We start from the raw sequence: 13,589 nt of genomic DNA on the forward strand, positions 1-13,589 counted from the left end.
GAACGCCTCGGCCGGGGCCCGTCAGAAGGACCCCGGAACCCTCAGGCCGCCCGCACCGGGGACAGCAGCGCGCGCACCTCGGCGGCCTCCGGCGAGCCCAGCTCCTCGTAGATCCCGGCCGCCTCCTGCCAGCACACCTGGGCCCGGCCGGGCTGCCCGATGGCGCTGAGCGCCCGGCCGAGGACGGTGAGGACGTTGCCGCGCCGCCACTCCCCGCCGATGCCGCGGAGCACGGTGAGCGCCATCTCGGCGTTGGCGGCGGCCTGGGCGGGACGCCGGGCGGCGAGGTCCACCTCGGCCAGCCGGAACAGGCTCATGCCTTCCCACAGGCGCTGCCTGCTGTCGCGGAACACCTCCAGCGCCTCCTGGAGCCGCCCGGCCGCGGTGCCCAGGTCGCCGCTCTGGGTGAGGGCGAGGCCGAGGGCGTAACGGGCGTTCGCCCCGCGCATGGAGTTGCCCATGGCGTCGTAGATGTCGATGCCCTCCTGGGCCAGCGCGACCGCGCTCTGGGTCCGCCCGGTCGCGAGGCGGATCCGGGACAGGTTGCACAGCGCGGCGGCCTCGCCGGGGCGGTCGCCCAGGGCCCGGAAGTGCTCGATGGCCCGGGAGAGGTGCTCCTCGCCGTCCTCGTGCCGGTTCTGGTACAGGGCGATGATGCCGCGCGCGTTGCGGGCCCAGCAGACGGGGAGCAGGTCGTCGGCCTCCTGGGCGAGGAGGATGGCCCGTTCGGCTTCCTGGTCGGCCCGTTCGAAGCGGCCGCTCATGTGGTGGACGATGACGACCGTCGTCAGCGCCCGGGCCTCCGCCCGCACGCTGTCCCGCGCCCGGGCCGCCTCCAGGAGCGCCTCGGCCGTCGCCTCGTACTCCCGGGAGTTGGCCCCCGACTCGGAGAGGTCGTGCGCGGCCCACAGCAGGTCGATCGCCCGGCCGAGCGTCTCCGGCCGCTGCGCGGACTGCCGTACGCAGGCGAGGACGCACAGGGCCTCCGCGTACAGCCAGTCCTGCGCCGCGTGCCGGCTCTCGAACCGCAGCCCCGGGTACGCGGCGGGTTCGAGGTGGTCCACGAGCCGGTCGCCGGGCCGCTTGATCGCGTACACGGCCGCCGCCGACGCCAGGTAGAAGTCCAGCAGCCGGGACAGCGCCGCCCCCCGTTCGCTCGGCGGCAGCTCGTCCCGTTCGGCGCAGGCACGCGCGTAGAGCCGCACCAGATCGTGGAAGCGGTAGCGGCCGGGGGCCGCCGACTCCAGGAGCGAGGTGTCGACGAGGGACTCCAGGAGGTCCTCCGTGGCCTCCACGGGCAGGTCCAGGACCGCCGCCGCGGCGGGCAGGGAGATGTCCGGGCCGTCCGCCAGGCCCAGCAGCCGGAACGCGCGGGCCTGGGCGGGCTCCAGCTGGCCGTAGCCCAGCTCGAAGGTGGCCTTGACCGCGAGGTCGCCGGCCTGGAGCTCGTCCAGGCGGCGGCGTTCGTCGGCGAGCTTCGCCGCGAGGACCGACACCGTCCAGGTGCGGCGAGCGGCCAGGCGGGACGCCGCGATGCGGATGGCCAGCGGCAGGAAGCCGCAGGCCGCGACCACGTCCAGGGCGGCCTCCCGCTCGGACGCCACCCGTTCCTCGCCCACGATCTTCGTGAACAGCGCCAGCGCCTCGTCCGGGGACATCACGTCCAGGTCGATCAGGTGGGCACCCGCCAGGTCCACCATCCGCACCCGGGAGGTGACCAGCGCGGCGCAGCCGTCCGTGCCGGGCAGCAGGGGGCGCACATGGGCGGCGTCCCGGGCGTTGTCCAGCAGGACCAGGACGCGGCGGCCGGCCAGCACCGAGCGGTACAGCGCCGCGCGGTCCTCCAGGGAGTCGGGGATCGCCGAGTCGGCGGTGCCGAGCGCGCGCAGGAACGAGCCGAGGACGGCCTCCGGTTCGGCCGCCCGGGCGCCCGCGCCCTGGAGGTCGACGTACAGCTGCCCGTCCGGGAACGCCGCGCGCGCCTGGTGGGCGACGTGCACGGCGAGGGTCGTCTTGCCCACGCCGCCGATGCCCGCCAGGGCCGAGACCGCCATGACCCGGCCCTCGGCGGAGGCCAGGAGGTCGCCGAGTTCGCGGACGAAGCCGGAGCGGCCGGTGAAGTCCGGCACGGTCGCCGGCAGCTGCGCCGGGCGGACCGGGACGGAGGCGGGCTCGGGGGCCGGGGAGGAGGGCTCGGCCAGGCTCGGGTCCGCCTGGAGGATCCGCTGCTGGAGCTCGCTCAGGCCGGGGCGCGGGTCCACGCCCAGTTCGTCGGCGAGCAGGCGGCGGGTGTCGGCGTAGACCGCCAGGGCCTCGGCCTGGCGGCCGCTGCGGTAGAGCGCCAGCATCAGCAGCTCGCGCAGCCGCTCGCGGAGCGGGTGGGCCGCGGTGAGGGCGGTGAGTTCGGAGACGGCCTCGGCGTGGCAGCCCTGCTCCAGGTCCATGTCCAGGCGGGACTCGATGAGCTGGAGCCGCCATTCCTCCAGGCGGACGCGCTGTGCCTCCACGTACGGGCCCGGCACGCCCGCCAGGGTCTCCCCGTCCCAGAGGGCGAGGGCGCGCCGCAGTGTGGCGCGGGCGTGGCAGAGGTCGCCGGCCGACCGGGCCTTCTCCGCCTCGGTCGCCAGGTCCTGGGCGACGGCCAGGTCCAGGGCGCCCTCGGCGAGGCCGCGGACCGCGTACCCGCCGGACTCGCTGACCAGGACGCCCGGGTCCAGCACCTTGCGCAGCCGGGAGGCGTAGGTCCGCAGCGCCGCCAGGGCCTGCGAGGGCGGTTCCTCGCCCCACAGGGCGTCGATCAGCTCCGCCGCCGTCGCCGTACGGCCCTCGCGCAGCAGCAGGGCGGCGAGCAGGGCGCGTTGCTGGGGGGAACCGGTGGTGATCGGCTCGTCACCGCGCCAGGCGCGCACCGGCCCGAGCACGCCGAAGCGCAGCGGCACGGACTCCGCCGACCTCGCCGGCTCCGGCGACTCCGCCGGTGAGCCGGTACGCCGCTGCTCCGGTACGCGCGGCACACCGTCCGGTACACCGTCCATGCAGTCCCCCTAGGCATCCTGAGCAACCAGGCCAGTTTGCCTTGTGCACGGCGGATACGTCAGCCGTGGGGGATACCGATCACGGGCCGGCGCACGGGAGTCCACGAGGTCTGCACACTCTCTCCGCATGGACCCGGTCAGGCCGAGCGGATCAGGCCATCGCGGCCGGAACCGGCCCAGGCGCACATAGCTGACGATCCGTCAGATCGGCGCTACCGTGAGCGCCATGGACACCCACGAGAGCACGTTTCCGCTGATCATCTCCGTGGACGACCACACGGTGGAGCCCGCGACCGTCTGGCAGGACCGGCTTCCGGAGAAGTACCGGGGCGCCGGACCCCGGATCGTCCGTGCGCCCGTGAAGGAGATGACCTTCCTCGGCGGGCGCTTCAAGCCGGTCATGGGCGGCCCCGGCGACGACGGTCCCGTCGGCGACTGGTGGGTCTACGAGGAACTCCGCCGGCCCCTCACCCGCCTCGACACCGCCGTCGGGTACGACAGGGACGAGATCCGGCTGGAGGTGATCACCTACGAGCAGATGCGGCCCGGGTCCTACGACGTCACCGCACGGCTCGCCGACATGGACGTCAACCACGTCCAGTCCGCCCTGTGCTTCCCGACCTTCCCGCGCTTCTGCGGCCAGACCTTCACCGAGGCGAAGGACCACGACCTCGGCCTGCTCTGCGTGCGCGCCTACAACGACTGGATGGTGGAGGAGTGGTGCGGCCCCGACGCGCGGGGCCGGCTCATCCCGCTCACCCTCATCCCCCTGTGGGACGCCGAGCTGGCGGCGGCGGAGGTCCGGCGCAACGCCGCACGCGGCGTCCGCGCCGTCGCCTTCTCCGAGATACCGCCCTACCTCGGACTCCCCTCCGTCCACACCGACGACTGGGACCCCTTCCTCGCCGCGTGCGACGAGACCGGCACGGTCGTCGCCATGCACATCGGCTCCTCCAGCCGGATGCCCTCCACCTCCGCCGACGCCCCGCCCGCCGTCGGCTCCACCATCACCTACGCCAACTGCTGCTTCTCGATGGTCGACTGGCTGATGAGCGGCAAGTTCGAGCAGTTCCCCAACCTCAAGGTGATGTACGCCGAGGGGCAGATCGGCTGGATCCCCTACATCCTGGAGCGGGCCGACGTGGTGTGGGAGGAGAACCGGGGCTGGGGCGGCGTCGCCGACAAGGTGCACCGGCCGCCGTCGGAGCTCTTCGCCGAGCACGTCTACGGCTGCTTCTTCGACGACGCCTTCGGTCTGCGCAACCTCGACTCCATAGGCGTCGGCAACGTCCTCTACGAGACCGACTACCCCCACTCCGACAGCACCTGGCCCAAGTCCCGCGAGGTCGGCGAGGCGCAGATGGGGCACCTGGAGCCGGACGTCGTGGAACGGATCGTGCGGGGCAACGCGATCGAGCTGCTCGGGCTGACGGACGAGGGGCTGTGGCCGGGCGGCGGCGGTGCGCGGTGAGCCTGCTGTACGGGATGCAGCTTCCCGTCCAGTCGCAGAGCACGATCTACGCCGAGCCCTGGGAGGCGGCAGCGGGCCCGGAGGACCTCCTGGAGATCGCCCGCGCCGCCGACCGGGCCGGCTTCGCCTACCTGGCGAGCTGCGACCACGTCGGCATCCCGCGCCGGCTGGCCGCCGCGATGAGCACGGTCTGGTACGACCCCGTCGCCACCCTCTCCTTCCTCGCCGCCGCCACCGCACGCGTCCGGCTGCTCAGCCACGTCGCGGTCGTCGGGCTGCGGCACCCCCTGCTCACCGCCAAGCAGTACGCCACCCTCGACCATCTCAGCGGCGGCCGGCTGGTCCTCGGGGTCGGCGCCGGGCACGTCCAGGAGGAGTTCGAAGCCCTGGGCGTGGACTTCCGGCAGCGCGGGCCCGTGCTCGACGAATGCCTCGACGCCCTGCGCGCCGCCCTCGGACCCGACGAGTTCCCCGAGCACCACGGCAAGCTGTACGACTTCGAGGGGCTCGGGCAGCGCCCCCGCCCGGCGCAGGACCGCGTCCCCCTGTGGGTCGGCGGCTCCTCGCCCGCCGCCGTACGACGGGCCGCCCTCAAGGGCGACGGCTGGCTGCCGCAGGGGGATCCGAGGGACCGGCTGCCCGCGCAGATCGCACGGATCCGGGAGCTGCGCGAGCAGGCCGGTGTGCGGGGCGCGTTCACCGTGGGCGCCATCACCGAGCCCCTGTACGTCGGCTCCCCCGGCTGGGACGTGGGCCGCCGGACCCTCACCGGCCGGCCCCGGGAGCTCGCCGAGTCGCTGCGGGCCTACCGGGGGATGGGCGTGCACCAGATCCAGGTGCGCTTCCGCAGCCGGAGCCGCACCGAACTCACCGATCAGATCGCGGCGTTCGGCGCCGAGGTCGCCCCTCAGCTGTGAGGAGAGCCATGGGCAAGCTCGACGGACGGGTCGTGATCGTCACCGGCGCCGCACGCGGCCAGGGCGAGCAGGAGGCCCGGCTGTTCGCGGCCGAGGGCGCCCGGGTGGTCGTCGCCGACGTCCTGGACGACCAGGGCGAGGCCCTCGCGAAGGAGATCGGCGCGCGGTACGTCCATCTCGACGTCGGCCGGGAGGACGACTGGCAGAGCGCTGTCGCCGCCGCGAAGGACGCCTACGGCCATGTCGACGGGCTCGTCAACAACGCCGGCATCCTGCGCTTCAACTCCCTGCTCGACACGCCCCTTGACGAGTTCATGCGGGTCGTCCAGATCAACCAGGTGGGCTGCTTCCTGGGCATCCGCGCGGTCGCCCCGGAGATGGCCGACGGCGGGACGATCGTCAACACCTCCTCGTACACCGGCCTGACCGGGATGGCGGCGGTGGGCGCCTACGCGGCGACCAAGCACGCCGTGCTCGGGCTGACCCGGGTCGCCGCGCTGGAGCTGGCCGGGCGGGGGATACGCGTGAACGCCGTCTGCCCCGGGGCCATCGACACGGCGATGTCCAACCCGTCCCGGCTCGACCCGGACGCCGATCCGGAGGAGGCCGCGAAGGGCCTGGACCGGCTGTACCGCAAGCTCGTGCCGCTGGGGCGGGTCGGGCAGCCGGAGGAGGTGGCGAGGCTCGCGCTGTTCCTGACGTCGGAGGACTCGTCGTACATCACGGGGCAGCCGTTCGTGATCGACGGGGGGTGGCTGGCGGGCGTCAGCGTGATCTGACGCCTCATCAGCTATTGACGCTCATGAGGGCCGGTGGAACAGTCGGAGCCATAAATCTGACGCAGCGTCAGATGCGACCGTGGGGCGGTGAACCTCCTTGGAATTCGGCATCTTCGTACAGGGATACGTCGGCAAACGGGCCGAGACCGACCCGCTCGCCGAGCACAAGGCGCTGATGGAGGAGACCGAGTACGTCATCCAGGCGGACAGGTCGGGCTTCAAGTACGCCTGGGCCTCCGAGCACCACTTCCTGGACGAGTACTCGCACCTGTCCGCCAACGACGTCTTCCTCGGGTACCTGGCCCACGCCACCGAGCGGATCCATCTGGGCTCGGGGATCTTCAACCCGCTCGCCCCGGTCAACCACCCCGTGAAGGTCGCCGAGAAGGTGGCCATGCTCGACCATCTCAGCGAGGGGCGGTTCGAGTTCGGCAGCGGGCGGGGGGCCGGGTCGCACGAGATCCTGGGCTTCATGCCGGGGGTGACCGACATGAACCACACCAAGGAGATCTGGGAAGAGACCATCGCCGAGTTCCCCAAGATGTGGCTCCAGGACGAGTACCAGGGCTTCCAGGGCAAGCACTGGTCGCTGCCGCCGCGGAAGGTCCTGCCGAAGCCGTACGGTCCGGCGCACCCGGCCATGTGGTACGCGGCCGGGTCGCCCCCGTCGTACGCCATGGCCGCGCGGAAGGGGCTCGGGGTGCTCGGCTTCAGCGTGCAGAAGGTCTCCGACATGGAGTGGGTGCTGGAGCAGTACAAGACGGCGATCGTGGACGCGGAGCCGGTCGGGGACTTCGTCAACGACAACGTGATGGTGACGACGACGGCGATCTGCGCGCCGACGCACGAGGAGGCGGTGCGGATCGCGGCGAGCGGGGGGCTGCACTATCTGCCCTCGCTGGTGTTCCGGTACCACGACACGTTTCCTCGGCCCGAGGGGTTTCCGGTGTGGCCGGAGACGCTGCCGGAGTACACGGAGGAGTTCGTGGAGGTGCTCATCGAGGAGGAGCTGCTGATCTGCGGGGATCCCGATGAGGTGCTGCGGCAGTGCGAGCGGTGGGAGCGGGCCGGGGCGGATCAGTTGAGTTTCGGGTTGCCGGTGGGGGTGCCGAAGGAGGAGACGTTGCAGACGATTCGGCTGGTCGGGGAGTACGTGATTCCGAAGATCGATACGGATCCTGTGCATCGGACTTCGCGGTTCCGGCAGGGGGTCTGAGCTTCGTTGGCGAGTGCGGGTGTGTGGGGGGTTGTTCGCGCAGTTCCCCGCGCCCCTGGGTAGCACGTCCCACCGCACATCAGGAGGTAAGCACCGTGCTCGATCACGTCATCAAGGGCGCGTCACTCGTGGACGGAACAGGTGCGCCCGCCCGCACCGCCGATGTCGGCATACGTGACGGTCGCATTGCCGCTGTCGGGCAGATCGACGAACCGGCGCGTACCAGTGAGGACGCCCGCGGGCTAGTCCTCACCCCCGGGTTCGTCGACCCGCACACCCACTACGACGCCCAGCTCTTCTGGGATCCGTACGCCACGCCCTCGCTCAACCACGGGGTCACCACCGTCGCCGGTGGGAACTGCGGATTCACGCTGGCGCCGCTGCATCCCGACCGTCCCGAGGACGCCGACTACACGCGGCGGATGATGTCCAAGGTCGAGGGGATGGCGCTGGTGGCGTTGGAGGAGGGGGCGCCCTGGAACTGGCATTCCTTCGGGGAGTATCTGGACGCCCTGGAGGGGCGGATCGCGGTCAACGCCGGGTTCATGGTGGGGCACTGCGCGCTGCGGCGGTATGTGATGGGGCCGGAGGCCGTGGGCGGGCAGCCGAGTCAGGAGCAGCTCGCCGCCATGGTGCGGTTGCTGCGGGAGGCCATGGACGCCGGGGCCTGGGGGCTGTCCACCACCCAGTCGACCAGCCACTCCGACGGGGACGGCAGGCCCGTGGCGTCCCGGCATGCCCAGCCGGCCGAGCTGCTCGCGCTGTCGCGGGCCGTCGGGGAGCACGAGGGCACGCAGATCGAGGCGATCGTCGCGGGCTGTCTCGACCAGTTCAGCGACGCGGAGATCGACCTGTTCGTGGAGATGAGCGCGGCGGCGGGCCGGCCGCTGAACTGGAACGTGCTGACCATCGACGCGGCGGTGCCCGAGCGGGTGCCCCGGCAGCTCCTCGCGAGCGAGCAGGCGCGGAAGGCGGGCGGCAGGGTCGTCGCCCTCACCATGCCGATCCTCACGCCCATGAACATGTCGCTGGGCACCTTCTGCGCGCTGAACCTCATCCCCGGGTGGGGGCCGATCCTCGGGCTGCCCGTGCCCGAGCGGATCGAGAAGCTGCGGGACCCGGACGTCCGGGCCGAGATGCTGACGCGGGCGAACTCCAAGGAGGCCGGCGTCTTCCGGCGGCTCGCGAACTTCGGGCGGTACGTCATCGGGGACACCTACAGCGAGGCGAACGCCGGGCTGACCGGCCGCGTGGTGCGGGACATCGCCGAGGAGCGCGGCCAGGAGCCGTTCGCGTGCCTGGTGGACATCTGCGCCAACGACGAGCTGCGTACGGTGCTGTGGCCGATGCCGCCCGACAACGACCCGGCGTCCTGGGCGCTGCGGGCGGAGACCTGGCAGCACGAGGACGTGCTGCTCGGCGGGTCCGACGCGGGCGCGCACCTGGACCGGATGTGCGGGGCGCCGTACACCACCCGGTTTCTCGGGGACTGTCTGCGCGGCCGGAAACTGGTCGGTCTGGAGCAGGCCGTGAAGATGCTGACCGACGATCCGGCCCGGCTCTTCGGGCTGCGGGAGCGGGGGCAGGTCCGGGAGGGCTGGCATGCCGACCTCGTCCTGTTCGACCCGGAGCGGATCGACGCGGGCCCGGCCACCCTGGTGCACGACCTGCCGGGGGACAGCCCGCGGCTGGACTCCCGGGCGCTCGGCGTGAAGGCCGTGTGGGTCAACGGGGTCGAGGCGATCCGGGACGACGTGGTGACCGGTGCCGTGCCGGGCCGGGTGCTGCGCTCGGGGCGGGACACGGAGACGGTGAGCACCAGGTGACGACAGGGCAGGCGCTGTTCGTCGGCGGCTCCTGGACGGAGCCGGACGGCGGGCACTACGAGGTGGTCGACCCGGCGACGGAGCAGACCGTCGGGTGGGCGCCGGAGGCCTCGCGGGATCAGGTGCTCGCGGCGTGCGCCGCGGCCCGCGAGGCCTTCGGGCCGTGGTCGCGCACGGCCCCCGAGGAGCGGGCGGCGATACTGGGCCGGGCCGCGGGCATCATCCGGGAGAACCTGGCGGCGTACGCGGAGCTGGCCCGGGCCGAGACCGGGGCGACCACGGCCACCGCGAGGGCCATGCAGGTCGGTGTCGCCGCCGCCCGCTTCCGGCGCTACGCGCGCGTGGAGCCCGCCGAGTGGGCGATCCCGCCGCAGATCAACGAGGCCGGGCCCATGGGGAGGGCGGGCGTGCTGGGCGCCCTGGCCGTCCGGCAGCCCGTCGGGGTCGTCACCTGCGTCACCTCGTACAACAACCCCTGGGCCAACCCGGCCGGCAAGATCGCCCCCGCCCTGGCGATGGGCAACACGGTGGTGGTGAAGCCGGCGCCGCAGGACCCGCTGTCGGTCTACCGGATGGCGGAGGCGCTTCAGGCGGCGGGTGTGCCGCCGGGCGTGGTGAACGTGGTGTCCGGCCGGTCGGCCGGGGTCGGCGAGGCGGCCGTCGCGGCGCCGGACGTCGACATGGTCAGCTTCACCGGCTCCACCGCGGTCGGGCAGCGCATCGCCGAGGTGTGCGGGCGCGGCATGAAACGCCAGTTGATGGAGCTGGGCGGGAAGGGCGCGGCGGTCGTCTTCGACGACGCCGACCTCGGCTCGGCCGTGGCCGGGATCGGCACCACCTTCTCCTTCTACAGCGGGCAGATCTGCACGGCACCCACACGGGTGCTGGCGCAGCGCGGAATCCACGACCGGCTGGTCGAACAACTGGCCGCCTACGCGGGCCGGTTGAAGGTCGGTGACCCGCGGGAACCGGACACGGTGGTCGGCCCGGTGATCTCGGCGGCGCACCGGGACCGGGTGGAGTCGTACGTCGAACTGGGCCGGAAGGAAGGCGCGGCGGTGGTGGCGGGCGGCGAGCGCCCGGACCTGCCGACCGGCTTCTACGTCGCCCCCACCCTCCTCGCCGACTGCACCAACGACATGCGCGTGGCCCGCGAGGAGATCTTCGGGCCGGTGGTGGTCGTCATCCCCTTCGAGGACGAGGAGGAGGGCCTCGCGCTCGCCAACGACACCGACTACGGCCTGATCGACTACGTCTGGTCCGGCGACGTCGCCCGCGCCTTCCGGGTGGCACGGCGGCTCCGGGCCGGCGGCGTCGGCATCAACACCGTGGGCCGCAACATGGAGGCCCCCTTCGGCGGCTTCAAGCAGAGCGGGGTCGGCCGGGACGTCGGCTCGTACGCGCTGCACGCGTACAGCGAGGTGCAGGCGATCGTGTGGCCGGGGTGACCCTCAGTCCGCCAGGTCCACCCGCACCGTCAGCAGATCCGTCCCGAACGCCCGCACCCCCAGGCCGTTGACCCGGGGCAGCCGCCGCAGTCGCGCCACCGGGTCGTCGTCCGGCACGAGATGCGCGGTGCCCTCGTGCCACCGCCCCCGGATCCGCACCCGTACCCGCGGATCGGCCTTGATGTTGCGCACGTACTGGGACCGTTCGCCGAACTCCGACACCAGCCAGAAGGAGCCGCCGACGCGGCGGCCGCCCACCGGCGTCTGACGGGGCAGCCCGGAGACCCGTCCCCGGGTCTCCAGGACCGTCTGGAGCGGCAGGCGCCGCAGGAGCGGGTTGACGCGGCGCTGGAAGGCCGTCGTGGCGCGGAACCTCAGGTCGGTGAGGCGGGACATCGTCTGCGGGACTCCTTCACACGAAGCTCTCACGGTTTCTGCAATGGTTCCTGCTTCAATGATGATCCCTGAGGCGGCGGGACGGGAGCGGGTGGCCGGTGATGCGGATAGTGACCTGGAACCTGTGGTGGCGCTTCGGCCCGTGGCAGGCCCGGCAGAAGGCGATCCTCACGGCCCTGCGGGAGCTGCGCCCCGACGTCGTCGGCCTCCAGGAGGTGTGGGCCGCCGACGGCGAGAACCTCGCCGAGTGGCTCGCCGGTGAGCTGGGTCTGCACTGCGCCTGGGCCGCCTCGCACGCCCCGGAGCGCTGGCGGCGGCGGATCGACGACCCCACGGTCGACATAGGCAACGCCGTGCTCAGCAGGTGGCCGGTCGTCGACCAGGACGTGCTGCCGCTGCCCGCCCCGGCGGACACGGACGACGGCCGGCTGGCCCTCTACGCCCGCCTGGCCGGCCCCGGCCACGACGTCCCCTTCTTCACCGCCCACTTCGCCTCCGCCCCGGACGCCTCGGCGGTCCGCTGCGGCCAGGCCACCGCGCTCGCCGGGTTCGTCGCCCGGCACCGGGGCGGCACCCCGTTCCCGCCGGTCGTCACCGGCGACCTCAACGCCTGGCCCGACTCCGACGAGGTCCGCCTCCTCGGCGGCTACAAGACCGCCCCCGCCGCCCCCGGCCAAGTGCTCCTGGACGCCTGGGAGTACGCCGACCCGGCCGCCCCCTCCGCCACCTGGGACGCCGCCAACCCGTACGTGGCGCCGACCCACGAGCCCAGCGTGCGCATCGACTACATCCACGTGGGCCCGCCCGGCCCCGACGGCCTCGGCCACGTCCGCTCCGTCCACCGCGCCTGCGCCGGCCCGGTCGACGGCGTCTGGCCCTCCGACCACGCGGCGGTCGTGGCCGACCTGGCGGACGGGCCCGGCCCCGCCCGGGCCTGAGGTCACCTCACCGCGCGCGGCGCCCCAGGAAGATCGGGTTCGTGAACGCCGCGAGCGGTCCCGGTACCGGCCCCGCCGCCGCCTCGTGCCGGACCTCCGCCCGTACGTACGCCGCGTACGACGGCGTCGTCCGCCACTCGACGGTGCCCGAGCCGGACACCGGCAGCGGGGCGCTGGTGTGCAGCACGCCCTGGTCGGTGACGAAACGGACCGTGCAGCGCGGGGCGCCGGTGACCTCCAGGCGGACGGTGACCGGGGTGTCGCGGGCGACGTCGAGCCGTTCGCCGATGCCCGCGTGCTCGCCGCGTCCGCCGGACGCCCGGAAGGACAGTGCGACCCTGGCGGACTCGGCGATGTACGACCGTCCCGACCGGATGCCCTCCTGGATCGCCCGGCGGGTCAGGTCGTCGGCCAGGACGACGGTCTGGGGGCTGCCCACCGGGTCCGGGGAGCGGTGCGCGTCGCTGCTGCCCATCGCCGGGATCCAGTCGCGCCCGTCCCGCACGGACGCCACCAGCATGCTGTCCCAGTCGGCCAGGGCGACCTCGTCGTCGGGCGTGTAGGGGCCGTTCCACACCTCGACCGCGTCCGCCTCGCCGAAGCCGAACTTCCAGTTGCAGCCGATGCAGGTGGCGTGCGGATGGGCCGGTACGACCAGGCCGCCGGCGCGGCGGATCTGCCGGGCGAACCGGCCGAAGCGGTTGTCGCGGGCGCGGTAGCGCCAGTCGACGAACGTGCCCGGGTCGGTGCCGAGCGCGACGACGTGCCCGTTCCGTGTGGTGACCTCCTCGCCCAGCATGACCAGCAGGTCGTCCCCGGCCACGTCCGCCCAGTGGGCGTGCGCCGCGTGCGTGTTGTGCTCGGAGGAGTTGATGAAGTCCAGCCCCGCCGCCCGCGCCAGTTCCCCGATCTCGGCGGGGGTGCGGCGGCCGTCGGAGTACCAGGAGTGCAGATGGCAGTCCCCCCGGTACCAGGCGCGGCCCCGGCCCTTCGCCCGGTCCGGCGGGTACACGGGCTCGACGGCCTCGCCCGGCTCGCCGTACGTCAGCGTGACCGTGATCTCGTACGACAGGCCCTGCGGGGCGACCGTGTACGGGCCGAGCGCGATGTGCCAGGTGCCCTCGCGCACCGGGCCCGGGAGGTAGCCGGGCGTCGCGTCGTCCGCGCGGATGAAGAACTCCGTGCGCGCCCCGCCCGACCAGCCGCGGAAGCCCCGGCCGCCGAGTTCGGTGCCGCGCTCGTCGAAGATGCCGATGTCGAGGGCGTTGCCGGTCGTGCCCGCCGGGACGGACGGTCGGTCGTAGGTGTAGGCGACCTTGATCTCCCGGACCCCGGCCGGGACCTCGACCGGCACGTACACGAAGTCGGGCGACCCGGGCGGCAACGTGCCCCGCACGGTTCTGGTCTGCCGGTCCCCGTCTGCCGCTGAAGCGAAGCTCACGCTTCCCAACGTAAGCGCGGCGGCCGCTCCCGTCACGAACAGAGCGCGCCGGCCGAGCCCGCCGTGGTTGTCCTCGCACATGCTGCTGCTCCCAGGTGTCGTCGGTGACGTGGCACGGGCGG

At 73.2% G+C, this 13,589-nt stretch carries 10 protein-coding genes; 7 read left to right on the forward strand and 3 right to left on the reverse strand.

Annotated elements, in window-relative coordinates:
- Positions 1 to 41 precede the first annotated feature (41 nt).
- Positions 42 to 3,035: an SARP-family global regulator AfsR gene (gene afsR, locus IE255_RS36360; RefSeq protein WP_190054694.1), complete on the reverse strand. Its 2,994-nt coding sequence runs from the start codon at positions 3,033 to 3,035 to the stop codon at positions 42 to 44.
- Between the two features lie 226 nt (positions 3,036 to 3,261).
- On the opposite strand from afsR, the gene IE255_RS36365 reads away from it, so the two are divergent.
- From IE255_RS36365 to IE255_RS36390, 6 genes are all read left to right on the forward strand, one after another.
- The gene (locus IE255_RS36365; protein ID WP_190054695.1) at positions 3,262 to 4,506 is read left to right on the forward strand and encodes an amidohydrolase family protein; all 1,245 of its coding nucleotides are present in this window, start codon (positions 3,262 to 3,264) and stop codon (positions 4,504 to 4,506) included.
- Positions 4,507 to 4,520: 14 nt separating this feature from the next.
- Complete coding sequence (locus IE255_RS36370) at positions 4,521 to 5,423, forward strand: LLM class F420-dependent oxidoreductase (RefSeq protein ID WP_190054696.1); 903 nt, start codon at positions 4,521 to 4,523, stop codon at positions 5,421 to 5,423.
- 8 nt (positions 5,424 to 5,431) lie between these two features.
- Complete coding sequence (locus tag IE255_RS36375; protein ID WP_190054697.1) at positions 5,432 to 6,202, forward strand: SDR family NAD(P)-dependent oxidoreductase; 771 nt, start codon at positions 5,432 to 5,434, stop codon at positions 6,200 to 6,202.
- Positions 6,203 to 6,299: 97 nt separating this feature from the next.
- Complete coding sequence (locus tag IE255_RS36380) at positions 6,300 to 7,418, forward strand: LLM class flavin-dependent oxidoreductase (protein ID WP_190054698.1); 1,119 nt, start codon at positions 6,300 to 6,302, stop codon at positions 7,416 to 7,418.
- A 23-nt stretch (positions 7,419 to 7,441) separates the two neighbouring features.
- Complete coding sequence (locus IE255_RS36385) at positions 7,442 to 9,244, forward strand: N-acyl-D-amino-acid deacylase family protein (RefSeq protein ID WP_268255767.1); 1,803 nt, start codon at positions 7,442 to 7,444, stop codon at positions 9,242 to 9,244.
- Positions 9,241 to 10,692, forward strand: a complete 1,452-nt coding sequence (locus IE255_RS36390; RefSeq protein ID WP_190054700.1) for an aldehyde dehydrogenase family protein — start codon at positions 9,241 to 9,243, stop codon at positions 10,690 to 10,692. The genes IE255_RS36385 and IE255_RS36390 overlap by 4 nt, the downstream gene beginning before the upstream one ends.
- 3 nt (positions 10,693 to 10,695) lie before the next feature.
- On the opposite strand, the gene IE255_RS36395 is transcribed toward IE255_RS36390, so the two are convergent.
- The gene (locus tag IE255_RS36395) at positions 10,696 to 11,088 is read right to left on the reverse strand and encodes a nitroreductase/quinone reductase family protein (protein WP_190054701.1); all 393 of its coding nucleotides are present in this window, start codon (positions 11,086 to 11,088) and stop codon (positions 10,696 to 10,698) included.
- Positions 11,089 to 11,189: 101 nt separating this feature from the next.
- On the opposite strand from IE255_RS36395, the gene IE255_RS36400 reads away from it, so the two are divergent.
- Positions 11,190 to 12,026 (forward strand): endonuclease/exonuclease/phosphatase family protein, encoded by an 837-nt coding sequence (locus IE255_RS36400; RefSeq protein WP_190054702.1) that lies wholly within the window; start codon positions 11,190 to 11,192, stop codon positions 12,024 to 12,026.
- Positions 12,027 to 12,033: 7 nt separating this feature from the next.
- Here the strand turns inward: IE255_RS36400 and IE255_RS36405 are convergent, their stop codons facing one another.
- Positions 12,034 to 13,548 carry a CehA/McbA family metallohydrolase gene (locus IE255_RS36405; protein WP_190054703.1) on the reverse strand — a complete coding sequence of 505 codons (1,515 nt, stop codon included), beginning with the start codon at positions 13,546 to 13,548 and terminating at the stop codon, positions 12,034 to 12,036.
- Positions 13,549 to 13,589 lie beyond the last annotated feature (41 nt).

This window comes from Streptomyces lomondensis, assembly GCF_014651035.1.
GTDB classification, from domain to species: domain Bacteria; phylum Actinomycetota; class Actinomycetes; order Streptomycetales; family Streptomycetaceae; genus Streptomyces; species Streptomyces lomondensis.